Source organism: Paraburkholderia kururiensis (assembly GCF_034424375.1).
Classification (GTDB): domain Bacteria; phylum Pseudomonadota; class Gammaproteobacteria; order Burkholderiales; family Burkholderiaceae; genus Paraburkholderia; species Paraburkholderia kururiensis_A.
In genome coordinates this window covers 3,376,314-3,400,402 of record NZ_CP139965.1, presented here as the reverse complement: position 1 = coordinate 3,400,402, position 24,089 = coordinate 3,376,314, and the positions used below count along the sequence as shown (strand labels likewise).

At 61.3% G+C, this 24,089-nt stretch carries 22 protein-coding genes; 8 read left to right on the top strand and 14 right to left on the bottom strand.

Features of this window, described 5'->3' with window-relative positions; translation table 11 throughout:
* Window positions 1–272: 272 nt before the first annotated feature.
* The 8 genes from U0042_RS15100 to U0042_RS15065 all read right to left on the bottom strand — a co-directional run bounded on the left by U0042_RS15100 (window position 273) and on the right by U0042_RS15065 (window position 9,103).
* Window positions 273–1,226: a tyrosine-type recombinase/integrase gene (locus U0042_RS15100; RefSeq protein ID WP_232833638.1), complete on the bottom strand. Its 954-nt coding sequence runs from the start codon at window positions 1,224–1,226 to the stop codon at window positions 273–275.
* A 293-nt stretch (window positions 1,227–1,519) separates the two neighbouring features.
* On the bottom strand, window positions 1,520–1,843 hold the full coding sequence (locus U0042_RS15095) for a hypothetical protein (protein WP_157977928.1): 324 nt from the start codon (window positions 1,841–1,843) through the stop codon (window positions 1,520–1,522).
* 134 nt (window positions 1,844–1,977) lie between these two features.
* Window positions 1,978–2,754, bottom strand: a complete 777-nt coding sequence (gene istB / locus U0042_RS15090) for an IS21-like element helper ATPase IstB (protein WP_327204976.1) — start codon at window positions 2,752–2,754, stop codon at window positions 1,978–1,980.
* Entirely contained in the window at window positions 2,744–4,270 is a 1,527-nt protein-coding gene (gene istA / locus U0042_RS15085) for an IS21 family transposase (protein WP_327204975.1), read from the bottom strand. Before istA ends, istB begins: the two co-directional genes overlap by 11 nt.
* A gap of 79 nt (window positions 4,271–4,349) precedes the next feature.
* Window positions 4,350–5,837: a DUF3631 domain-containing protein gene (locus U0042_RS15080; protein ID WP_157977794.1), complete on the bottom strand. Its 1,488-nt coding sequence runs from the start codon at window positions 5,835–5,837 to the stop codon at window positions 4,350–4,352.
* On the bottom strand, window positions 5,834–6,325 hold the full coding sequence (locus U0042_RS15075; protein ID WP_114810097.1) for a helix-turn-helix transcriptional regulator: 492 nt from the start codon (window positions 6,323–6,325) through the stop codon (window positions 5,834–5,836). Before U0042_RS15075 ends, U0042_RS15080 begins: the two co-directional genes overlap by 4 nt.
* Window positions 6,326–6,663: 338 nt before the next feature.
* A complete protein-coding gene (locus U0042_RS15070) occupies window positions 6,664–7,866 on the bottom strand; it encodes a hypothetical protein (RefSeq protein WP_114810098.1) in 1,203 nt (400 codons plus the stop codon).
* A gap of 10 nt (window positions 7,867–7,876) precedes the next feature.
* Window positions 7,877–9,103: a tyrosine-type recombinase/integrase gene (locus tag U0042_RS15065; protein WP_114810099.1), complete on the bottom strand. Its 1,227-nt coding sequence runs from the start codon at window positions 9,101–9,103 to the stop codon at window positions 7,877–7,879.
* A 134-nt stretch (window positions 9,104–9,237) separates the two neighbouring features.
* On the opposite strand from U0042_RS15065, the gene U0042_RS15060 reads away from it, so the two are divergent.
* From U0042_RS15060 to U0042_RS15030, 7 genes are all read left to right on the top strand, one after another.
* Complete coding sequence (locus U0042_RS15060; RefSeq protein WP_114810100.1) at window positions 9,238–9,786, top strand: helix-turn-helix domain-containing protein; 549 nt, start codon at window positions 9,238–9,240, stop codon at window positions 9,784–9,786.
* Window positions 9,787–10,008: 222 nt separating this feature from the next.
* Window positions 10,009–11,160, top strand: a complete 1,152-nt coding sequence (locus tag U0042_RS15055; RefSeq protein ID WP_114810379.1) for a PfkB family carbohydrate kinase — start codon at window positions 10,009–10,011, stop codon at window positions 11,158–11,160.
* A gap of 81 nt (window positions 11,161–11,241) precedes the next feature.
* Complete coding sequence (locus U0042_RS15050) at window positions 11,242–12,642, top strand: toll/interleukin-1 receptor domain-containing protein (RefSeq protein ID WP_114810101.1); 1,401 nt, start codon at window positions 11,242–11,244, stop codon at window positions 12,640–12,642.
* On the top strand, window positions 12,639–13,346 hold the full coding sequence (locus U0042_RS29980) for a DNA lyase (protein ID WP_114810102.1): 708 nt from the start codon (window positions 12,639–12,641) through the stop codon (window positions 13,344–13,346). Before U0042_RS15050 ends, U0042_RS29980 begins: the two co-directional genes overlap by 4 nt.
* Window positions 13,343–13,933, top strand: a complete 591-nt coding sequence (locus U0042_RS15040; RefSeq protein ID WP_114810103.1) for a 7-cyano-7-deazaguanine synthase — start codon at window positions 13,343–13,345, stop codon at window positions 13,931–13,933. Before U0042_RS29980 ends, U0042_RS15040 begins: the two co-directional genes overlap by 4 nt.
* 43 nt (window positions 13,934–13,976) lie before the next feature.
* On the top strand, window positions 13,977–14,402 hold the full coding sequence (locus U0042_RS15035; RefSeq protein WP_198665257.1) for a TIR domain-containing protein: 426 nt from the start codon (window positions 13,977–13,979) through the stop codon (window positions 14,400–14,402).
* Window positions 14,403–14,568: 166 nt separating this feature from the next.
* Window positions 14,569–15,435 (top strand): DUF4231 domain-containing protein, encoded by an 867-nt coding sequence (locus tag U0042_RS15030; protein WP_114810105.1) that lies wholly within the window; start codon window positions 14,569–14,571, stop codon window positions 15,433–15,435.
* Window positions 15,436–15,930: 495 nt separating this feature from the next.
* On the opposite strand, the gene U0042_RS15025 is transcribed toward U0042_RS15030, so the two are convergent.
* The 4 genes from U0042_RS15025 to U0042_RS15010 all read right to left on the bottom strand — a co-directional run bounded on the left by U0042_RS15025 (window position 15,931) and on the right by U0042_RS15010 (window position 19,832).
* Window positions 15,931–16,566 carry a riboflavin synthase gene (locus tag U0042_RS15025; protein WP_114810106.1) on the bottom strand — a complete coding sequence of 212 codons (636 nt, stop codon included), beginning with the start codon at window positions 16,564–16,566 and terminating at the stop codon, window positions 15,931–15,933.
* A 23-nt stretch (window positions 16,567–16,589) separates the two neighbouring features.
* A complete protein-coding gene (gene ribD, locus U0042_RS15020; protein ID WP_114810107.1) occupies window positions 16,590–17,711 on the bottom strand; it encodes a bifunctional diaminohydroxyphosphoribosylaminopyrimidine deaminase/5-amino-6-(5-phosphoribosylamino)uracil reductase RibD in 1,122 nt (373 codons plus the stop codon).
* Between the two features lie 83 nt (window positions 17,712–17,794).
* Window positions 17,795–19,090, bottom strand: a complete 1,296-nt coding sequence (hemL, locus tag U0042_RS15015) for a glutamate-1-semialdehyde 2,1-aminomutase (protein WP_114810108.1) — start codon at window positions 19,088–19,090, stop codon at window positions 17,795–17,797.
* Window positions 19,091–19,346: 256 nt separating this feature from the next.
* Complete coding sequence (locus U0042_RS15010) at window positions 19,347–19,832, bottom strand: hypothetical protein (RefSeq protein WP_114810109.1); 486 nt, start codon at window positions 19,830–19,832, stop codon at window positions 19,347–19,349.
* A gap of 169 nt (window positions 19,833–20,001) precedes the next feature.
* Between U0042_RS15010 and U0042_RS15005 the strand changes: the two genes are divergently transcribed.
* A complete protein-coding gene (locus tag U0042_RS15005) occupies window positions 20,002–21,237 on the top strand; it encodes a Bcr/CflA family multidrug efflux MFS transporter (RefSeq protein WP_114810110.1) in 1,236 nt (411 codons plus the stop codon).
* 168 nt (window positions 21,238–21,405) lie between these two features.
* Here the strand turns inward: U0042_RS15005 and U0042_RS15000 are convergent, their stop codons facing one another.
* On the bottom strand, window positions 21,406–23,322 hold the full coding sequence (locus tag U0042_RS15000; protein ID WP_114810111.1) for a bifunctional transcriptional regulator/glucokinase: 1,917 nt from the start codon (window positions 23,320–23,322) through the stop codon (window positions 21,406–21,408).
* Window positions 23,300–24,004: a 6-phosphogluconolactonase gene (pgl, locus tag U0042_RS14995; protein WP_114810112.1), complete on the bottom strand. Its 705-nt coding sequence runs from the start codon at window positions 24,002–24,004 to the stop codon at window positions 23,300–23,302. Before pgl ends, U0042_RS15000 begins: the two co-directional genes overlap by 23 nt.
* Window positions 24,005–24,089: the final 85 nt, after the last annotated feature.

Genomic DNA, 24,089 nt, shown 5'->3' with positions numbered 1-24,089 from the left:
GTGTGCAGTGGCACTCCTGCGGGAGTGCCTGCCCCCAGGAAAACATATCGGACAGGACGATAGGTCAGCTCGATACTTGTGACGATCCTTCGTTGCCGTCGTTTATCCAAATCAGGACAGACGGGTTGCTTCGGGAAGCGATCGAGACCAGGCGTCGGAAACCACACGAGACCGGGCTCGCGACGAGACATTTGAAAGGCCTTGGGCAGCCTGGTAACTGGGCGTAGAGATACGCAGGTCAGAGGTTTGCTGCGGGTTGTCCGGCGGCGAGATCAGTACGTCACCTTGAACGTTGGCGAATCTTCGGGGCGACTCTGGCGCCGGTCATAGAGCCGGGTCGTGGCGATGTTCGCGTGCCCGAGCCATTCCTGAACCTTCGCGATGTCGGCCTCATGTTCGAGCGCGTTCGTTGCGGCCGTCGCACGCAGCCCGTGGACGCCGAGGCTGTCTATGGCGATGCCTGCCAGCGTCGCGTATCTCCGGACGCATTTGTACACGCCGTCGCCCGTCATTGCGGAACCGGTTGGTCGTATCGGCTGGAACAGTGGCGATTCGGGCGATGCGCCATGCCCTGCCGATTCGAGGTATGTGTGCAGCCGCTCTGCGCTGGCCGGGTGCAACGGCACATGCCGCAGCTTGTTTCCCTTGCCGTGAATGCGCAGATGCGGCACGCCGCGCCGATCGTGGATGTCGCGCACCTTCAGCAAACACAGTTCCTCGCGACGCAGGCCGTGATAGAGCAGCACGGCGAGCATCGCACGGTCGCGCTTGCCTTTCAACGTATCTGGATCTGGCGCGCCGAGCAGCGCGCGGGCCTGGTGGTCGCCAAGCGCAGGCGTCTTGCCTTCGTTGCTATTACCTCGGGGCCTCTTCACGCCGGCGACGGGATTCAGCAGGACCGCGTTGCGTTCACACAGGTAATCGAACAATGAGGACAACGCGGCGAGTTTGCGCCGGATCGTCGCGCCGGACAGCTGACGAGCTTCGAGACGCTTGCGCCATGCGAGCACATGCGCGCGCGTGACGGTACGAAACTCGTCTGCCTGCGCGATGCCGGTGAAGGCCATGAAGTCGCGCAGATCGATTTGGTACGCGCGGCGTGTGCGTGGGTTGTCAAGGTTGGCGAACCATTCGGCCTCAGGCGGCACGTTCCCGAGCTGGTGGAATTCGGCGGCAGTCAGTTGTCGTCTGTCGGTGTGTGCGACGTGGGTCAGTCTGTTCGGCACGGTTATCTCCGGAGAAGGGCCGGGAAGGCCGTGCGCGCAAATCAGCGGTGAAATCGGATCTTTGACGGTAGCTGAATGCCGAAGCGAGCCGCGGCGCACGGCTGCTATTGATAATGTATTTTATCAATAGCTGTTAATCGGCAATGAGCCAAACAACTTTGTCAATATCGTGAATTGGATCTGCACTTGACGGCAACTACATGGTTGCCGTCAAGTGCCTGATATATGGAAAATACCGCTTCAAAGTGCGAGCGTTTCAGGCGCTCGCTGCACCGTCTGCGTATAATGGATGCTCAGGGGGCACGCTTACGAGTCAAGCTTGGTTTACTCGCCTTATTCTTTGCAGTAGGCCCAGCCTTGGTTGCTGGAGCTTTCTTCGTGCGCGGTTCAGCGGGTGCAACCACGCGCTTCGCGTCAGAAGCTGATTCCAATGCCTTGGCGAATTGAGCCCATGTATATGTGTGGGCATTGACCTTATTCCCTTTCGGCCACCATTCAACCGAGCCTTTACTGAAATTCAATTGCCCGATCTTCGTTTTCTTTGTGCTCCAGACGGTGAGGCTATGATCGACTTTGCCGATGTCAATCTCTGCGACACCCAGTTTTACGACAGCCATATGGTCTCCTTGTGTGAAATCGCCGGAAAGTATCTCACAGGCGAGCGCGCAAATCACGTGGTGTTGATTTGCACGGAAGCCTGACCCACGATTTGCATTGAATTCTGACCCACCCCTTGGACCAGCCTTGCGGGTTATGCGGTGGGTATCTGGGTCTTCTTTCGCTCCTTCTTTGGCTGTGTTGTGCTGTTTCTGAAACGATAGCTATCGTTGCCTGTTTCTACAATGTGGCAGTGGTGTGTGAGCCGGTCGAGCAGCGCGGTGGTCATCTTTGCATCGCCAAACACACTGGCCCATTCGGCGAAGCTCAGGTTGGTGGTGATGATGATGCTGGTGCGCTCGTAGAGCTTGCTGAGCAGATGGAACAGCAGCGCCCCGCCGGTCTGGCTGAACGGCAGGTAGCCGAGTTCGTCCAGCACCACGAGGTCGGCATACATGAGCCGTGTGGCCAGTTGCCCGGGCTTGCCGCCCAGCTTCTCCTGCTCGAGGGCGTTGACCAGTTCGATGGTGGAGAAGAAGCGCACGCGGCGGCGATGATGTTCGAGCGCCTGCACACCGATGGCCGTTGCCAGATGGGTCTTGCCCGTACCGGGCCCACCCACCAGCACGATGTTGTGCGCCGAGTCGATGAAGTCGCACTGGTACAGCTGGCGCACCAGCGCCTCGTCGGCATCGCTGCAGCTGAAGTCGAACCCGCCCATGTCGCGGTACGCCGGGAAGCGTGCCACCTTCATCTGGTACGCGAGGGAACGCACTTCGCGCTCGGCAATCTCCGCCTTGAGCAGCCCGGCCAGCACCAGCGAAGCCGCCTTGTACGCCGGCGAGTCCTGCGCTGCGAGTTCGCCCAGCGCCTGGGCCATGCCGTGCAGCTTCAGTGACTTGAGCATCTGCATCATGGCCTCAGGCTGCATGGCTGTCCTCCCGGCCACGCAGGCGGTCGTAGCGGCCGACGTTGGCCTGTGGCTCGACCTTCAGTGCGAAGGCCTGCGGCGTCTGCAGCGGCGGCACAGGCGGGCTGTCGAGCAGGCGGCTGAGGATGTTCAGTACCGTCTGCTTGTTCGGCACACCCGCCTCAAGCGCCCGCTCAACTGCGGTGAGCACCATCTGTTCGTCGTGCAGCAGCACCAGCGCCAGGATCTCGACCATCTCGCGGTCGCCGCCCGGGTGCCTGAGCAGCACGCCCTGCAGCCTGCGCAAGGCCTCCGGAAACTCGGCGAACGGTGCGCCATTGCGCAGTGCGCCCGGTTTGCGCTGCAGGACGGCCAGGTAGTGACGCCAGTCGTAGACCGTCTCGCCGCGGTCATGGCTGCGGTTGATACGCCGCCCGTGCTCGGCGATCACCTGCCCCTCGGCAACGAACACCAGCCTTGCGGCATACACACGCAGGCTGATGGGCCGGTTGGCGAACGACGCCGGCACGCTGTAGCGGTTGCGTTCGAAGTTCACCAGGCAGGTGGGCGAAACGCGTTTGACATGTTCGACGAAGCCATCGAACGGCTGGCCCACCGGCATCAGGTGGGGCCGCTCGGCCGACCACGCATCCCAGACCGTCATGTCCTGCTCCGGGTGCCGCGTCTGCTGCCACAGCAGTACGCACTGGTCGGCCAGCCAGTCGTTCAGCGCATCCAGTGAACCGAACGCCGGCACCTTCTGCCAGAGGCGGTGGCGGCTGTCCTGGACATTCTTCTCGATCTGCCCTTTCTCCCAGCCCGAGGCCACGTTACAGAACTCGGCATCAAACAGGTAGTGGCTCACCATCGCGCTGAAGCGCGCGTTGACCTCGCGCACCTTGCCGGGACGCACCCGGTCAACGGCAGTCTTCATGTTGTCGTAGATGCCGCGGCGTGGAATGCCGCCCCAGGCGACGAACGCATGATGATGCGCATCGAACAGCATCTCGTGGGTCTGCAGCAGGTAGGCGCGCAGGAAGAAGGCCCGGCTGTGGCTGAGCTTGAGCTGCGCGACCTGCAGCTTGACACGCTCGCCGTTGATCACCGCCCAGTCCTCGCTCCAGTCGAACTGGAATGCCTCGCCAGGGGCAAAGCGCAGCGGCACAAACGTTCCGCGTCCCGTGGTCTTCGCCTGCTCGTGCTGTTCCTGCCGCCACCGCCGGGCAAACGCCGCCACGCGGTCATAGGAGCCCGTGAAGCCAAGCGCGCACAGATCCGCGTGTATCTGCCTGAGCGTCCTGCGCTGCTTGCGCGGCCGGTTCGCCTCGGTCTTGAGCCAGCCTGCGAGCTTCGCGGCAAACCCGTCGAGTTTGCTGGGGCTGTGGCGCTCGGGATAGGCCGGCAGAACCGTGCCGGCCCGGATGTAACGCCTGACCGTGTTTCTGGACACGCCCAGCCGTCTGGAAATCTCGCGCAACGAGACCTGATCGCGAAAGTGCCAGCGTCGGATGATGCTCAATATAGCCACGTCGATCACTCCGTTCCCCTGCCCGTTGCCGAGCAGGTCAGTGTTCTACGTGGGTCAATATTCGATGCAAATTACTGCCCTGGCCGGGTCAGGTTTCCGTGCAAATCAACACTCTGTCCAGTAATTCCTCGCCGCCGAGACTTGCAACCGAGAGCAATGGTACGAAGTTGTCGGCCATACGACTGTCCGCGACACGCAGTCGTGGCGGACGCGCTTTTTCGATTGCAGATCTGTTATCGATAGCCCACCGCACGATTTTTGATTTCAGCTGCGCGAACTCAGCCTCGTTTGCGTAGTAGAGCGGTTCGACGGTTTCATTGGACAGCTTGCGACGCAGATGGATCGGGATGCTACGGTGGTAGATCGTGGCGGGTGGTCGTCCGATCATCGCTAAGACCTTTCCGCAGAATACTGGATGGGTCTTTGGCTGACCGTTGTTCATTTTCCCGACGAACCCGCTGATGCGAGTGTGACCAGAGTTGATGATGCCGGTCAGGTCGCTGTTCTTATGTACAAAGGTGTCGCCCTCGTCGATTAACATCGTCGGCATCCAGCGCGCGATGATGTGGTACAGGTACGCGGGCGTCAGGTTGGCGGCGACTATGGGCCGATAGACGAGAAGGCGCAGCACGCCGAGCACGGTCGTCTTGCCGCAGCCCTTGGTCGGCGAGTACAGGCCAAGGATCGGCGAGAACGGCATCAGGTCCATGACATGAGAGACGATAATCCAGAGGGCGACAACGAACGACTGGACATCGGTCAGCACGGAGAATCGGCGAACCGTTTGTTTCACGGTCGCCACGAGTTCGTTGATGTCGGGCGATTCGAGAGGCCACGGTGCAATGTCAGTAGGAGCACCATCGGTCGACACATTAGACTTCGGTACGTCCGCACTATCGACGAGCACACACAATGCATCTGCTCCCATTTGTTGATGGAGGTGGACGAAACTCTCGTAGCGGTACGATCCATTATCGGCACTCGGGGTTACCAGTGGTGCGCCGATCATGCGTGCTGCCACTTCGGCTGCGGTGCGCGAAACCTCGTCGCTACACACGACGACGCGGGTGGTCCGGTGCGCACTCGCCAGCGTTGCAGCGACAATTCCAACGCAGGCGGGATTTTCGGGTACCGCGACGCAATAGGGGGTGGCCGCGAACAGCGACGCGCCGTCGGAAAAGCTCCACGTCACCAACACCGTATCCGTTTTGCATGCGCCAAAGCGTGCATAGGCACCGACGTACTCTGAGTCGCCTCGTAGCCAGATGTCGCGCTCATCGCCATCCTCGTTCGTCACGATGAATCGGAGCGAAATGATCTCGTTTGTTGAGCCTTTGAAATACGGAACGACAACGGCATTCTGAATGTCCTCGCCGTTCACGAATCCCGGCTTGCCATATACCCAGACCAAATCTTCGCCAAGGCCATATTTGCGCCGGTAGGGGTGATCTCCTTCAGGTGCGGAACTGTTTTGCCAGATGGTGTTGGCCCTTTCCGAAAAGGCGGCCGTGTCGCGCATAAGCCATTCGCCGACATCTGCACCGTCGGCGGCCGGATGAAAGGCAATCGCGTTCATGCGTTCACCTCCACGTTGATGCGAGCGTCCAGTGCGGCGACGAAGTCTTTCATGCCGAAGCCGGGGGCGGCAACGCGCGAGAGGATCGTCGCAGCCTCGATCCATCCCATGACCTCCGATTCACGCCAGGCACTGGACTTGGTCCCCGTTTTGACTTGTTTGGGGAAAAGACCGAGGGAAACGTCGCGACGCATCGCTGCCTTTGATCGGCCAATCATCGGCAGCACCTCGCGTTCCTTCATAAGGCGATCGTGAGAGCAGGAGCGTACCTGCGCAATCAGCTTATCCAGAAGCGGGCTGCTCCTGACGTAGGCGATATTGGCGCTAGCGTTTGCGATCGACGGGGAATCTGTGGTCACGGAACTGTGGGCGCTGTCGCTCGTATCGGCCGACTGGGATCGCCGCCCGCGGCGAATTTGCGCAATCGGCGAGAGTGCCTGCGTGGCTTTCTCCGCCGCCCCAGTTGAGAGGAGGGTTTTTTGAGTCATGGAAGGCTCCGTTTGTCGATTCAAGTCTGTTCAGGAGTGAACGGAATGGATTTTCCGGGGCATGCTTCGGCTAGGCGAATCATCAACTCGCTGGTCCGGTTTCGGTCGCCTTTTTTGGAGCCAAGTTCATGATTTGACGTGGTGATATGCGTATGGTAAGGCGGCGCGCCATGTGAGCAGGTATTGAATAGGGGTGCGACTGTTCGCGGCCGCCGTACGCGAGTGGCTCGGCAGATGAGAGGGTCCGCGATGGACGAGGATGGACGTTAGCCCGTCTGTACCAAATGCACAGACGGGGCTAAGTACGGGGGTGATGAGGACGGGGAGTGGGTAGAACGCTAGCGTTTCGTCTTCTTCATGTGGCCAGATAGGGATACCTCAGCGTGAACAAGCCATCCATAGAAGTGGTTCACGAGATATTTCGCGCGGCGCAGATGCGTGCGGTGCATGCCTGCCTCAAAGTCTTCCATCCATTGAGGAGCAGTCGCGTCGTCCCGTGATATGCCAATCTCTTTCGCGATCACGTTGCCTAATCCCTTATAGTCTTTGATGATGCGATCGGGGGCGAACGCGTCGGTCGGCAGGTGCTCGGCAATTCGCAAAAGCGCTTTCAGATAACGATTGCTGCTAAGCGCAGGCTCGCTGTCTCGTGACGGCTTGGGCATTGGAAATCGCTCGCCAAAATGCCGGATCATGTCGGGCTCGTTGAGGCCGGGGTGCTTCATACGCCGTTTTTGACTTTCTTTGTCGAGATCCTTATATGTCGCAGTGAGCTTTTCGCGACACAGGTTTATCTGCTTCTTGATGGGACCGAGCACGTCGATCACGGCCGTTCTGGCCCAGTCGCGATTGGCGAAATCGTCGGCCCGAAAGATGCCGCTCCACTCTACCGATTCAACGATGGCCGTCGGTGCCGTCGTTGAACAGATCCGTCCGTTCCAGAATTCACGATGCTTGTGGGCGAGGGCTTCGAACGCTGTTAGTTGTCCTTCAACGGGTATGCTGCAATCGAAGGCAACGTGAAGTAGTCTGGGTTCGTGGGCTTTCTTCTTTCGTCCTACCGCCCGGTTGAGGTTGGGGTGTGGCACGCTTACCGAGTCGTATCCGAAAGGGGTCTCGCGAAAAGTTAGCCAAGGGTAGTATTCGAGTTTCTCCGGCAATTGCCCTCGTTGTCTCAGTACCTGTGCGCTGTCCTGCTGTTCGACGCGCCTGAGCGGAAAGAACCACGAATCGCCATCGTTCTTCAATTCGGGAAGGTGTTCGCTGTCTGGATTCAGCCATGCGCTAATGCCGAATCGTTCGCGACAGGTGTTGTCATGGGCGCACGCAACCATCCCGGGATATGGCGTTTTGACGTGGCTGACGATAGCCTCAAGTTCTGACGGACTGCTTTCCTTCTGGCTGAGTTCACGGAAAGCCGCTTGGTACTCCGGATTCCACTTGAGGAACTGCCATGCGGTATCGTCGGCTCCGAATTCCTTTTCGATTTCGTCAAGCGCGAATACGTTTGGGTCGAAGGCGTAGGTATCTTTGGTGTTCATGGTCGGTCCGTCATTGTTCGATTTCTTCGTTTTGGGGGAGCGGCACGGACAGCGTGCCGCCGGCCGTCGCCTGATCAGGCAATACAAAATCGGCCCATAACTGCATCGCGGCCACCCGCTCCGGCCAATAGTCGGCGCGATTGTAGGCCGCTCGCACGCGGTTGCGCTCCACATGAGCGAGTTGGCGCTCGATCACATCAGCGCGCACGCCGCGATTGTTCAGCCAGGTACTTGCCGTTGCTCTGATCCCGTGTGGCGTGAACCGGCTGCCATAGCCCATGCGCTCGAACACGACGTTAGGAGTCGACATGCCCATCGGCTTCAGGTTGCTGCCAAGGCTTGGGAACAGATAGGCCGAGGCGAATGAAAGCGGCTTCAACTGCTCCAGTGCTGATAGCGCTTGCCGACTCAGCGGCACGACGTGGGGATCACGCATCTTCATCCGTTCGGCTGGGATTACCCACACGGCATTGTCGAGATCGAACTCGTCCCAACGGGCTTGCACAATCTCGTTCTTGCGCACGAACGTGAGCAACATGAGGAGAATGCTGAGCTTTGTCGCCGCAGCCCCGGTATCGGCGTCAAGGCGCTCAACGAATTCAGGAATCTCATGCTCCCGCAGTGGTGCGTGGCTGATCTGAGCGGGAATGTCAGTCCATCCTTGCAGGACACGAGCGGGATTCACCTCTACCTTCAGTTTCCGCCGTGCGTGGTCGAATACCTGTACTGCCGTTTGCCGAACGCGCTCGGCAGTCTTGACGCCACGTTCGCGACGAACGGCTTCAAGCACATTGAGTAGCGCGTGGGCATCGATTTGATCGAGCGGCACGTTACCGATGTTCGGATTCAGGTCGCGCCGCAGATACAGGCTATGTGCTTCACGCCAAGGCTTCGAGCGCAGCTCACTCTTGCTGTCGTACCAGTGTTTTGCGGTGGCTTCGAACGTGTCACCGAACGATGCTTGGAGGGCAAGTTTCTCGAGGCGCTTGTGCGTAGCTGGGTCAACGCCGGTGGCGAGTAGTTGCTTCGCTTCCCGGTTGCGCGCCCGAGCTTGGGAGAGAGTCATGGCTGGGTACTGGCCGTGGACGACGGTGCCCCGGCGACCAGCAATCCGGTAGTCGGTTCTCCAGGACTTCGTAGTCTTGGTGACGTACAGGTATAGGCCGTTGCCGTCGGGCAGTTTCAGCGGCTTACCCCCGGGCGAGGCACGGGTGATCTCCAGCGTGGTCAGAGCCATTTGAGTCGTTTAACATGGAAGTTTTCAATGTTGAAAACGATATAGCATCGCCTCGGAGTCGTGTGGGCTAAATAACTTTGTGCACCAACGCGATTTAATATAGTAGGTGACAAGTGTGTCGGAGAAGGAACGATATGTTGGAGAAAGAGACTAGGCGGAACTTCGATGAGCTGAGTGAGCGAAGGCGGGTGGCGATGACCTTGCTCGAAGAAGGGGTGTCTCAGGCTGACGTCGCGCGTGAGCTGGCGGTAAGTCGGCAAACTGTATCCCGCTGGGCGAAGCTGAGGGAAGAATACCCTGACGAGGAGGCGTGGCGTAGGAGGCCACTGGGACGTCCGGGCGGTTTAAGCGAAGAGAAGAAGAATGTGCTCGCCAGGATGCTGATCAATAGCTACATACTCGAGTATGGAACCGAATATGCTGCACCCTGGACGCTCGCGCGCGTAGCTCGAATGATCGCAGCCGAGTTCGGAGTGTCTTACAGTTTGGTGCAGGTAAGGAACATTCTGGCTGGCTTGGCCGGCGGTGGCCGATTACCGCTTCGTTCCAGATACTTTTGGATGCGACTTATTCTGCGAACCTATCCGATTTTGTCGGGACAGAACCTGTTCGCTCCCGGCAAGACTCAAACGCTCCGAGATGTCGTTCTCAGCTTGGGCGATGGAGATTTCCCGCAATCCTGATGTGTTGGTAGAGCAGTAGTTCGTCGAAGTTGGCCTCCGGTGCCCCATCTCCCTGACCCAGCAGCAAGATTTTTTCAAATTCGATAGCGATAGAGAAGCCAATGGCATGGGAAGGCCATGTTCGGTCGGCCTCAAAACAAACGCCAGTCAGTGAAAAAGTGCCGATGGACTCTAAGGCGATGGTACGCAATAATACCCGCGGTGCTCATATTGGAGGGGTATATGCAGATAGTCGGCGGGCTTTATCGCGAACTATGTCACGTGCCCGCTTGGGATGCCGTTTTTGGGTCCGGTGTTCGTGCTGCCGCTGCAGTCTCCGTGCTTTCCCCGGGCAGCACCCTCCACACCTATGCGGAAGGCTTCGAAAGCTTAGATGCAACTTCGCTAAAAGAACAGGGGATCGAGGTGCGCCTAAGCAGGCGTCCGACTGCCATTGTTTTTGCATACTTTCATCCGCTGTCTCGACCACACATCCAACCGCCACTCGATGAGATTACGCGTCAGCAAACAATCGAAGTCAGTGGCGATGCCGTGCTGCGCTTCGGATTTCTCGAAGGAGATGCCGTCATCAATGCGTGCCGAGCCGTCTACGATCCACAGACTTGGCGAGACCCAGCTCCATTTGGTGCGAACGGGTCAATCGCGGATGAGTTGGCGATTGTCCTCAACGAACGTGAGCTTCAATCCGCAGCGGGATTGGACGATCTTAGCTCGGCTGCTTCGCGTCTCATGGAGCGCCAAAGCGCTGCAGTCATTGTTGTCAAAGGTGGGGTTCGTGGTGCGATGGTCTTTGAGCGGGGCGGTCGGGCCGCATATATCCCGGCGTACCGCTCGCCGCGCGTGTTCAAGATCGGTACCGGAGACGTGTTTAGCGCAATCTTTGCGCATCATTGGGCCGAAGCGAGATTGCCAGCGGTGGACGCCGCTGATATTGCCTCGCGATCGGTCGCGGCCTACTGTGGCGCCGTCCAGTTACCTTTGGCGGATAATGCGCATCGTAATCTGGTGCCGGTGAAATCTGCGGCGCCAGGCACGGTCTTGATCGAGGGGGCGGCCGACACCATTGGGCAACGCTACACCATGGAAGAAGCGCGGTTCGTACTCCGCGAGCTCGGCGTGGATGTCACCAGCCCGGCGTTGGATGGTACCGTCAAGACGAACGCCGCAGCCGTACTTGTACTTGCCGATGGTCTTGGCGATGAGACCATCACACAGGTACAGCGTGCGAAAGCGGCCGGTACGCCAATTGTGGTTTTGCGCGAAGGCGGCGTGCGGGCAACAGGCGTGCCAATCGGCGGGGCCGGCGTTACGGTCACGAATGACTTTGCCTCTGCGCTTTATTTTGCTGCTTGGGCCGCAGCGGAACGCTCCTGACTTATCGTGTAACTGCCGTACGATAGCTTGTCTGCTGTATATACAACTAACGATCAAACCAAGTCGAGGGTTAATCGGCGCATGGCAGATATCTACATCGCATACGCTCGCGAGGACCACGCAATTGCTGAGAAGCTCCATGGGCTACTGTCACAGCAATGGGACACTTGGTGGGACGATAAAATCACCGGCCGCTTCTCTATGGCAATCGAGTCGGAGATTCCAAAGGCAGGCTGCATGGTCCCTCTCTTCTCCGCATCGTCTAGGAGCAAGGACACTTTCACGGAAGAGTTGAGGCTTGGCCAGAAGCATGGTGTCCAACTCTTGCCCATCCGGCTTGACGACAGTGATCCGCCCTACCCCTTCGGGGCATATAGCTACACTGAGCTGCGGAACTGGAACGGCGAGGTTTACCACCCCGGATACCTGCAGTTGCTGCGACGCCTGGCAACCATCGTGCCCCCCAAAACCAAACCACAGCGACCGCTTGCGACCGCCAACGCCCGTGTACCACTACCGACACTGTTTCTGTCGGTCTCGTCGCATGAGACGCAGCTTGTACCGGTTGAAGCCGTGCAAGCGCTCCGTGTCTTTGCGGCGCCGACTATACTCGTCTCCGCCTACGACATGGTCGCGCGCCGTAAACCACAGGTGATGATCAACGAGCTTAAGGCGTACCGGGAGAACGGGGGCTTTGTTTTGGTGGACTCTGGCAACTATGAAGCATCCCGCTTGGGCTCTCGTCGATGGAAATCGACGGATTTGAAGGAGGCACTCGCTCAGACTCCGCATGATTGGGCATTTTGCTTTGATGTGATGAACCCGAAACAAGATCCAGATCGCGCCATTGACGAGATCGTCGAGGCGGTCGAGCGGGACAGGGAGTTCACCGATGCCCCGGTGCTTCCGATCGTACACGCTCCAAAGCTCAAGCAAGGGGGGTACAAGCTCGATCACATTCCGCGAATTATCTGCGAGGTCGCGGACCGGCTTGAGCCCCAGCTCATCGCCATTCCGGAGCGCGAGCTTGGCGCCGGCTTAATCGCTCGCGCCAAGACCGTTAAGGCCATTAGGAAGGAGCTAAGTAAGCTCCCCTTCTACCAGCCGTTGCATCTACTTGGCACGGGCAACCCCTGGAGCATCGCCGTCCTTACCGCAGCAGGCGCAGACACCTTCGACGGGCTTGAGTGGTGCCGAGTGGTTGCCGATCATGCCACGGACACGCTTCACCACTTTCAGCATTTCGACTTCTTTACCTATCAAACCGCGTTAGCCGACTCGATCGCTAGTGAGGCGCTCAACGACCCGGCCATCAACTTCACTGGCAAGGTCGCGTTTCACAATCTCGACTACTTCACGCGCTTTGCGAAAGATCTGCGAGAGGCCGTTACCGAGAGTAATTTAGAGGCGTTCGTGGTAGGGCTCGTCGGCAAAGATACCGCGAACCAACTGAAGAAACACGTTTCGGGCCTCTTCAAATGAACAGGTACACTTCTGAACGGCTGTCGAGCGCCGTCGCGGCCATCTGTCCGGACGTCCAGGCTCGGGTGAAACGCCCCTCCGCGCAACCGGGCGAGCGACAGTTGTGGTGGGAATTGTCATCTTGCATTCTCAGTAGCCAGGTCCCCTATGCCCTTGCTATCGCTGCCACCGATGCAATCGACTCTGAAGGCCTACTCCTTGATAGCTGTCGTGATCCGGAACCCCTAACGGCGCGGCTCCTCGGTGTGCTATGCAAGCCTTTTATAGTGGAAGGTCAGTCCCGAGGTTACCGATTTCCTGTAGCGCGTGCCCGTCAGATCGCTCAGACTCACACGGCCATCATGATGCAAGCGCCGTCGCTCCGCGCGCTCATCGACCGCTTTCATGATGCCACGGAAGCTCGTGCCTGGTTCGTTACTCATGCGCCAGGAATCGGGCCCAAGCAAGCGAGTATGTTCTTGCGTAATGTGGGTATGAGTTACGATCTCGCAATCCTTGACAGACACGTGTTGAATTACATGACGGCACTCGGCATTTACTCGGGGGTGCGGCTTTCTATCGCCAGCCTTACCCAATACCGTCGACTCGAAGCCGCGCTGCGGCAGCATGCCGACTGTCTGGAATGCCCGGTGGGTCTACTGGACTGGGCAATATGGATCGTCATGCGCGTGGCGAACCGAAAAATGGAACCTATTGCGATATGAGCATCGTCACCCTTGTCTCGGGCGGGCTGGATTCGACCCTTGTTGCCAAGCTGGCGCAAGAGGAAGGCTTGCGCCAGCATCCATTATTCATTGACTATGGTCAGCGATCCCGCGACCGGGAGTTGGGGGCCTGCCGTCGCGCGATGGCCGATCTGAACCTGCCCGAGCCGAAGGTAGCCAACCTCTCTGGCTTCGGCGCGCTCATTCGCTCGGGACTCACTGACCCTACGCTCCATATAGCCGACGACGCGTTCACGCCTGGACGCAACATGCTGTTTCTCCTTACAGCAGCAGCGCATGCGTACCAAGTGAATGCCGACGCTGTCTCAATCGGACTTCTCCACGAGGACACCAGCCTATTCCCTGATCAAACCTCGGCATTTCTGCGCGACGCCGAATGCGTGATAGCGCGCTGCATGGGTAGGGACATCAGGGTGCTCGCGCCGCTAGCGACATTCCGTAAGCCGGACGTTGTCGCCCTCGCCCATGAGAAAGGTATTCGGAATACCTATTCCTGCCACATGGGCGGCGAAAAACCCTGTGGCGCGTGCATCTCATGCAATGAGTTCAAATTTTTGGGGGCCTGAGATGGGCGGCAGCAGCAGCGGTGGGTGGAATAGACTTGGGGACGTGCGTTCGCTCGAGGAGAAAGCGAAAGCGGCGCTCCAAGGTGGTAAACGAAACGTCTTCATCAGCTTTGCAACCGAAGACATGGATGAGGTGAACCTGCTTCGGGCTCAGGCAAAGAACGAGAATAGTGACATAGAGTTCAACGACCATTCGGTACGCGAGCCCTACGAGAGTGAGAGAGCGGAATATATCAAACGCAAAATCGCGGAACGAATCGCTCGCTCCTCCGTAACTGTTGTCTACCTTTCCAAAGATACCGCGCAGAGTCGATGGGTTGAGTGGGAAGTCAAAAAGAGCCTTGAGCTCGGCAAAAAGGTGATCGCGGTTCACCCGGGTGACAGCTTTAAGGGCAGTCGACCTAGTTGGCTCGACCAGCATCGCATCGAGGTTGTGCCGTGGTCCAGACTAGGAGATAGGCTGAAGTAGCCCGGTTTGCGGTGTTCTCTTCGCGTCAGGCTACATACCTGGTCTCAACTGCCCGGTGTAAATCCTGAACATCCATATGAGAGTTGGGCCAGCGCTTCGCCGGCCACAAACAGAGAGACCGGACGAACGTCATTCATTCTAATGCAGTGTACGCAAAGCTCGGTCTATGACTGAAAGCGACTTCCCTTCCCTGTACCAGGCCGCTGATGCGGCATCGAACGGCGCACAAAAGAAGTTTCTATGGGCGCTGGGCGTCAATCTGACACTTCTCGTCGTCGCAGCCGCTATGTCCGTCGTGAACATACAAACGCGTAGCTTTGCACTGATCCAGATAGCTCCGTTGGTGGGCACACTAGGGTTGACGATCTACTTAGCAGTGAAGCGACCGGAACGCATTTGGTACGGTACGCGGGCTCTCGCTGAGTCCGTGAAGACTGTTGCTTGGCGATACATGATGCGGGCTGAGCCATTCAATCGTGACGACAATACCGACCGAGACCACTTTAGGCAGTCGCTGACCGCAATATTCAACTCAAATAAAAGCGTTTCAGCACATGCGGTAACAATGTCATCTGGTCCGCAAATTAGCTCAAAGATGGCTGATGTGCGGCGCATGACTCTTGCGGACCGCATCGAGCTGTATGAGAGAGAGCGAGTCCAAGATCAGCACGATTGGTATAGCAGAAAGGCAAGGTCGAACCAGCGCGCCGCCTCTCTCTGGTTCGTCGCCCTGATCATCCTGAACCTTGGAGCGTTAGGTTTCGCGGCCGGCAAAGTCGCGACTCCGGCCACGGATTACTGGCCCACCGATATCCTGGTAGCCGCTGCTGCATCGGTCATGGCGTGGATCCAAACGAAGCGTTTTCAGGAACTCTCCGCCTCGTACACTTTGACGGCGCACGAAATTGGGTTGCTGCGCATTGCTCTGCCGGTACGTCCGACCGAAGATAAATTCTCGACCTACGTGGGCGATGCTGAAAACGCTTTTTCTCGCGAACACACGCAATGGCAAGCGCGGCGCGACGTCGATTGAAGATAGAACCCCATCCGAAGGGGGCATGCAAGGTAACGATTGCACGGCGGATCAACTGGCCGGTCCACCCGTTGCGGCAGCTATGTCTAGTTCTCCTCCCCAAATTGACATAAGTTTGATTCGTATTCCTGCTGCACGTCTAAACGCGCAGCCACTGATGGGGCTAGCTCAACATAGATCGTGCCACCGTTGAGCCTGACGCAGATGCCGGAAACTCTGGTATTCATTGTCGGTATCGTGTCGCCCGCACAGATTGAGAAGCAGATAGGACACTGCACGAAAGCGCTCTGAAGCGGTATTGGCGACCCACTCAGATCCCAATGCTCGCGCAGCAAGCAGCCCTCTTAAGGATAACGCAGAGGTCAAGTGTCGGAGGCGTGACGGTATACGATCCGCAGAAAACAGCCGTATACCGTCAGAAATACCGTCACCAAACCGTGGCTTTAGCTGGATTCAGTGAGACGATGGTAGACGGTGAATCCTTGGAAAACCGAATTACTTCAACGGCTTATAGTCATCCTGAGCCGTCCCGAGCATCCGCTCCACATACCGCGCAATCAGATCCACCTCGAGATTCACCCGCGTGCCCGCAGCAAGGTGCTTGAGCGTCGTGACTTCGACCGTGTGCGGAATCAGGTTGATCGAGAATTCGCAGCCGTCGGCGCGGTCTTCCACCGAATTGACGGTCAGGCTCACGCCGTTCACGGTAATGGAGCCCTTGTAGGCCAGATAGCGGCCTATCTCGCGCGGCGCCAGTACGCGCAACTCGTGCGACTCGCCTACCTGCGCGAAGCGCGTGACCTCGCCCAGGCCATCCACGTGGCCGGAGACGATATGGCCGCCCAGCCGGTCGTGTGCCCGCAGTGCTTTCTCCAGATTCACCTCGCCGGTTTCGGCAAGGCCCACGGTGCGGTTCAGGCTTTCGCGCGACACGTCCACGTCGAAGCTGCGCGTGGTCTTTTCGATCACGGTCATGCAGGCGCCCTGAATCGCGATGCTGTCGCCGATCTGCACGTCCGCCAGATCGAGACTGCCTGCGTCCACGGTAAGGCGCACGCCCGCTTCCGGCGTGGTGCCGAGCGGGCGGATCGATTCGATGCGGCCCACTGCCGCGACGATTCCCGTAAACATCGTGTCGTTTCCTGTCAGTGTTGTCAGTGCGAAGGTTGAGCGGGGGTGAGGCGCGCGAGGATGCGCACATCGGTGCCGATCCGCTCTACCTGGTGAAACTCGAAGCGCATGCGCTGTTCGAGCGAGTCGGGTGCGAGCACGTTGACCATGCTGAGCGAGTTCGCGCCGAGCAGCGTGGGCGCCAGATAGACGAGCAGCTCGTCCACGCAGCCTTCGCGCAGCAACGAGCCGTTGAGCTTATAGCCCGCCTCGACGTGCAGTTCGTTCACGCCGCGTTCAGCCAGTTCCTTGAGCATGCCGGGCAGGTCCACCTTGCCGTGCTCGTTGGCAAGGGCGACGATTTCAGCGCCCCGCGCGCGCAGCGCCTCGGCGCGCTCCGCGTTGCGTTCGTCGAGCGAGGCGCAAAAGATCAGCGTGGGCGGCCCGGCCAGGATGTGCGCGTCGGGCGGCACTTCGAGCTTGCTGTCGATCAGCACGCGGCGTGGCTGGCGCGGCGTTTCCACGGCGCGCACCGTCATGCGCGGATTGTCTTCCTTGACCGTGCCGATGCCGGTGAGCACGGCCGATGCGCGCGCCCGCCAGGCATGGCCGTCGGCGCGCGCGGCTTCCCCCGTGATCCACTGGCTTTCGCCCGAGGGCAGGCCGGTGCGGCCGTCGAGCGAGGCCGCGATTTTCATGCGCACCCACGGCCTTCCACGCGTCATGCGCGAGACGAAACCGATGTTGAGTTCGCCCGCTTCGTTTGCGAGCAGGCCGCAGCGCACGTCGATGCCCGCATTGCGCAGCATGCCGAGCCCGCGGCCCGAGACCTGCGGATTCGGGTCTTCCATCGCGGCGATGACGCGTGCCACTTTGGCCTCGATCAACGCGTTCGCACACGGCGGCGTGCGGCCGAAGTGGCTGCACGGTTCGAGCGTGACGTACGCGGTGGCGCCGCGCGGATCGTTGCCGCGCGAACGCGCGTCTTTCAGCGCGCGAATCTCGGCGTGATCCTGGCCCGCGGGCTGCGTGAAACCTTCGCCGATCACCTCGCCGTCTTTGACCAGCACGCAGCCCACGCGCGGATTCGGGTCCGTGGTGTAAAGACCGCGCGCCGCCAAGGTCAGCGCGCGCTGCATGTGGACAAAGTCGGTTTGCGAGAACATCGGCTGGGTTTCTCCGCAGCGTTCAATAAGGGCGGTGAGGCACGACGGCGAGGCCGCCGGATCAAGCGACGATCAAGCGTCGATCAGGCAACGAGCGCGGCAAATGCGCCGCGCGCCGCGCCGATCGTCTCGTCGATCACGTCGTCGCCATGCGTGCTCGACACGAAGCCCGCCTCGTACGCGGACGGCGCGAAGTACACGCCGGCGTCGAGCATCTTGTGGAAGAACGCATTGAAGCGCGCGATGTTGCTCTTCGTGACGTCGGCGAAGCTTCCGGGCACGTGCTGCGTGAAGTAGAGGCCGAACATGCCGCCGAGCGAATCGGCTGCGAACGGCACGCCGGCTTCGCGCGCTGCGTCGGCGAGGCCGCGCACGAGCCGCGTGGTCTGTGCGCTGAGGCGGTCGTAGAAGCCCGGCGCCTGGATCAGTTCGAGCGTCTTCAGGCCTGCCGCCACTGCAACCGGATTGCCCGAGAGCGTGCCCGCCTGGTAGACGCCGCCCGTCGGCGCAAGGTGAGCCATGATGTCGCGCCGGCCGCCGAACGCCGCCGCCGGCATGCCGCCGCCGATCACCTTGCCGAGGCACGTGAGATCCGGCGTGATGCCGAAGAGTTGTTGCGCGCCACCCAATGCCACGCGAAAGCCGCACATCACTTCGTCGAAGATCAGCACGCTGCCGTACTCGTTCGTGAGACGCCGCAGCGCGTTGAGGAAGTCCGGCGTCGCCTTCACGAGGTTCATGTTGCCGGCCACGGGCTCGACGATCACGGCTGCGATCTCGTTGCCGAATGCCTTGAACGCCTCTTCGAGTGCCGCGACGTTGTTGTACTCGAGCACGGTGGTGTGCTTCGCGATGTCGACGGGCACGCCCGCCGAAGTCGGATTGCCGAACGTGAGCAAGCCCGAGCCCGCTTTCACGAGCAGGCTGTCCGCGTGGCCGTGGTAGCAGCCCTCGAACTTCACGATGCGGCTGCGGTTCGTAAAGCCGCGCGCGAGACGCAGCGCGCTCATCGTGGCCTCGGTGCCGCTCGACACCATGCGTACCTGTTCCATCGAAGGCACGAGCTTGCAGATCACTTCGGCGATCTCGATTTCGGCCTCCGTCGGCGCGCCGAACGAGAAGCCCTTCACCAGCGTGCGCTGCACCGCTTCGAGCACCTCGGGATGCACGTGGCCCACGATCATGGGGCCCCACGAGCCGATGTAGTCGATGTAGCGTTTGCCGTCGGCATCCCAGAAGTACGGGCCTTGCGCGCGTTCGATGAAGCGCGGCGTGCCGCCCACGGAACGGAAAGCGCGCACGGGCGAATTGACGCCGCCCGGAATGGTGCGCTGGGCGCGTTCGAAGAGAGCCTGATTCCTGGACTGGGTGCTGGACATGAGTGACCTGACCTGCTGTGACGTTGAATGAGCGTTGAAATGCGCGTCGAGCGTGAATGAAGGGCGTCGTCGCGGCGATGGGCGTCTCGTGTGCGCGGTTGTGTGCCTGTCTTGCGCGCCCATCTGCTCAGCCGCTGCTGCCGGTACCCGGATGCGCCCTGCAGGAGCCTTGCCGCGCGGGGCGCCGCGGCCGATCGTTCCTCGAAATTGTACCGGACTCCCGCGCGGCGAGCCGGGCCGCTGCCCGTGGGGCGCGCTAACGGCGTCCGGGCAACGACCCTGCCGGTAGCGACGCCGGCCCCGGCCGCCTGCCCGTGAGCGCCGCCCAGCGCTTTTCGAGCGCGCCTTCGGCAATCGGCTTGATGGTCGTGCCCGAACTCTGCGCATCCCACGTCTGCACGGAAAACGGATGTTCGCGCAGCGCCTCGCGCCCGATCACCACCTGCTCGTGCGCATCGACGAGCCAGTCGTAGACGAAGTCGATGCAGAGCCGGTAGCCGCGTTTATACGAGGCGTCGGGCACTTCGTAGGGCGCCCGCGTCACATAGCCCGAGCCGAACAGGCCGCGCGGCTCCGACGCCACGCGATGCAGGAACACGCGGTCGCCGGGCAGGATGCCGCGGGCGAAGCCGCATCCCCAGACGTCGGCGACGGCTTCGCCTGCGGCAACGCGCCGCGCCACGTCGGGCAGTTCGGGCCACGGCCACTTCTTCGGGCTCCAGATCAACAGGAAGGCGGTCATGCTGGCTGTCTGCAGGCGGATGAGAAGGGAAACCGCGAGCTTAACGCATCGCACGGGCAAGCCGCCGTGCGCATTAAGCACCGGGTTACAATCGGCTCTGCTCCGCCTTTCACAAGGCCTGAACCGCGGCCGTAGCGCTGCGGGAACGGGCCGATTCTTCCGGATTCCCATGTCTCACGTCGTCAGACGCCGGCCCGATGCCCGGCTGATCCTGCTGCTCGGTGCGCTTGCCGCGTGCGGGCCGCTCGCTACCGACATGTATCTCCCGAGCCTGCCGGCTATCGCGCAAACGTTCGGCGTGGCGCCCGGCGTGGCCCAGTCCACCCTCACGAGCTTCATGGCCGGCTTTTCGATCGGCATGCTGCTGTATGGGCCGGTTTCGGATGCCTATGGCCGGCGGCCGGTGCTGCTCGGCGGCATCGCGCTCTTTACGCTGTCGAGTGTGGCCTGCGCGTTTTCGTTCTCGGTGGGCTCGCTCGTGTTCGTGCGGTTTCTCCAGGCGCTCGGTGCGGGCGCGGCATCGGTGCTGGCGCGCGCCATCGCCCGCGATGCACACGAGCCTGCCGACGCAGCTCGCGTGCTCTCGATGGTCGCGATCGTGACCGCGGTCGGCCCATTGCTTGCGCCGCTGATCGGCGGCCAGTTGCTTCTGCTTGGCGGCTGGCGTGTGGTGTTCGCCGTGCTGACGCTGTTCGGCGCGCTATGCGCCACCGCGGCGTGGCTGCGGGTGCCCGAGACGTGGCCGCCCGAAAAGCGCGCGAGTCCGGCGGTGCTGAAGTCGTTCGCCGCCTATGGCCGGCTGCTGCGCGACCCCGTGGTGTGGGGGCACATGCTGTGCGGCGGCATGGCGTTCGCGTCGATGTTCACGTACATCTCGGCCACGCCGTTCGTCTACATCGAACACTTTCACGTCTCGCCGCAGCGTTACGGCTTCTTCTTCGGGGCGAACGTGTTCGGCATCATGATCGGCAACTTCCTCAACACGCGCTTCGTGGGGCGCTTCGGGTCGCTGCGCATCATCTCCGTGGCGGCTACGGTGAGCAGCGCGGCGTCGTTGTTCGTTGCGCTCGTCTGCGTGACAGGGTGGGGCGGCTTGTGGTCGATCGTCGTGGGACTGTTCTTCGTGGTGGGTGTGGTGGGGCTGCTCTCCGCCAATTGCGCGACGGACCTGATGCACCGCTATCCGCACAACGCTGGTGCCGCTGCGGCGGTATTCGGCGCGATGCAACTCGCGCTCGGCGCGCTGGCGAGCATCGTGGTCGGGCTCTGGCACGACACGACGCCGACCGGCATGGGCTTCACGATCGGCGCTGCGGGCTTGCTCTGCTATGCAGGCCGGCTGATGCTCGTGCGCTGGCATGACCGGCCGGTGTCGGAGTCGGTGACGGGGCGTATGGCGCCATAGGAGAGCGGATGTCACAGCGGGCATGAATCCCTGCCGGAGCGGCAAGCCCAAAGTGCGGGCCGAACCAAAAACAAGGGCCGTGATGCTTCTTCGCATCACGGCCCTTGTCGTTTTATCGCCGTTTCACTGCCGGGGCGGCTGCGGTAGCCGCCCAGCCGCCCGCTGTCGCTAGTCCTTCGCCGAGTACGCCGCGCCGTGGCTCAGCCAGTCGAGCACCGCGCTCGCATCGTCGTCGGCGCTTTCGCGGGCTCTCGCCACCGCCTCGCTTACCTCGGCGTCCGGTGCCGCACGGCGAATGGCCACGCCCACCGCGAGGACGTCGATCATGAGCAGGTGCAGGATGCGCGAGATCATCGAAAGCTGCGACTCGCGCATCTCGATGTGATCGGTTTCGAGCGCCACCGTCGCGCGCTTGGCGAGCGGCGTGTTGCTCGAGGTGATCGCGATGACCTTCGCGCCGGCCTGCATCGCCACTTCGAGCACGCGCAGCAGTTCCGGCGCGCGGCCCGACTTCGACACCGCCACGATCACGTCGCCCTTGCCGAGCAGCGCCGCGGACGCGGCCTGCATGTAGAGGTCGCCGTAAGCAATCGTCGGGATACCGAAGCGGAAGAACTTGTAGTGCGCGTCCTGCGCGACGATGTTCGAATTGCCGAGCCCGTAGAACTCGATGCGCCGTGCGCCGTTGAGCAGTTCGATGGCGCGTTCGACATGCTCGAAGTTCAGGTGCTCGCGCAGTTGCAGAATCGCCGAGACGGTATTGTCGAGCACCTTCGCGCCGAAGTCCGTGGCCGTGTCGCCCAGGTGCACCTGGCTGTGGCTCACGGGGATCGTGCCCGTGAGGCCGGTGGCGAGCTTGAGCTTGAAGTCCGAGAGCCCCTGGCAGCCGAGCGAACGGCAGAAGCGGATCACGGTGGGCTGGCTCACGTCGGCCTTGCGCGCGATGTCGACGATCGGATCGTTGATGATGGAGCGCGGATGATTGAGCGCGAGGTCCGCCACGCGGCGTTCGGCGGGCGTGAGCGCATCGCGCATCTGGCGGATGCGCTCGAAAACGGCCGACGAGCCGCCGCCCGCGCGATTCGACAACTGCTCCGCGAGAATCGCGGAGACGCCGAGGAACGCCGGGTACTCGGCGGTGATGACGTAGGTCGGAATGTTGGCGAGATAAGCCTCGAAACGGCCCTTGGCCTCGAAGCGTTGCCGGAACGACGAACGCGCGAAGAATTCGCCAAGCCGCGGCACCACGCCGCCGCCGATGTAGATGCCGCCCAGCGACCCGAGCGTCATCGCGATGTTGCCGGCGAACGTGCCGAGAATGCCGCAGAAGCACTCCACGGCTTCGGCCGAAAGCTCGTCGCCCTGCAACGCGCGCTTGACGACTTCCGAGGTGTCGAGCGACGCCGCGACGCGCTTCTTGTCGCGCGCGGCGAGCGCCCGGTAGATCACTTCGATGCCGGGCCCCGCGGCCACACGTTCGAACGAGACGTGCGACCACTTCTTGCGCGCGAACTGCAGCACCAGATCTTCACGCTCGTCCTGCGGCGAGAAGCTCGCGTGGCCGCCTTCGCTGCCGAGCGCGATCCAGCGGTCGTCGGCGGGAATGAGGCCCGATACGCCAAGGCCCGTGCCCGGCCCGAGCAGGCCGATCACGCTGTTGGGCCGACGCTGGCCGCCGCCCACCTGCACGCGTTGCGCGTCGGTCAAGCCAGGCAGCGCCATGGCGAGCGCGGTGAAGTCGTTGACGACGAGCAGCGTGTCGAAGCCGAGCGCGCGTCGCGTGGCTTCGATCGAGAAGCTCCAGTCGTGATTGGTCATGCGGACCTGATCGCCGTCCACGGGGTTCGCGATCGCGATGGCCGCGTGGTTCACGCGCCCGATCTTCGTGTCCTTCAGGTATTTCTTGATGACCTCGGCCACGCCCGGATATTCGGCGCACGGGTAGACCATCACCTGCGAGATGTCGCCCGGTCCCGTCTCCAGCGCGAAGCGCGCATTGGTTCCGCCGATGTCGGCGAGCAGCCTCGGTCCGTCGGCGTGCTGGCCCGCGCCGGGGGCTGTTCTAGTTTGCACACCAGTAGACATCGAGTCTCACTCCCTTGTCGTTCGCCAGCATCGAAATGGCGTTTTTTTGTGGGGCCGCGGCGGCCTGTTGGAGAACTTCGAGCTTGCGCTCGCCCGCGATCAGCAGGAACAGTCGATCCACCTGCTTCAACGCGCTGAGCGACCAGCTCACGCGTGCATGCGGCGCGTTGCCGGGATGCACGGCGACGAACGGCCGCGGCGTCGAGATCGCGAAGTCCCATTCGGGCGCATCCGCGAAGATCGACGCGGTGTGGCCGTCTTCACCCATGCCGAGCACCGCGACGTCGGGCAGCTTGCGCTGCGCGTCGGCGTTGAGCGCGGCCACGTGGGCATCGAGCGTCTGCGAAACGTCGACGAGCGGCAGGAAATGCGCGTGCTGCGCCGCGTTTTGCAGCAGCGTTTCGCGCACGAGGCGCGCGTTGCTCGCGCTGTCGCTTTCGGGCACCCAGCGGTCGTCCACGAGCGTCACGTCGATGTGCTCCCAGTCGAAGGCATGGGTCGAGAGGTCCTGCAGGAACGGACGGGGGCTCGTGCCGCCGGAAACGGCAAGCGTTGCGTGGCGTGCGCCGGTCACGGGCGCGGCCGCCTGAGCAGCAAGCGACGCCTGTAATGCGTCGCCCACCGCTCTCGCCAGCGCGTCGCGTTGGACGCGCGGGTCGTCGAAAGCGTGAAGCTCGATCACTTCTCCTCCATGCTGCTTTCTTGTGGTGCGGGGCGGATCATGCTGTGCGGCCGCCGCGCGGAACGACGCAGGTTACGCGTTCCGC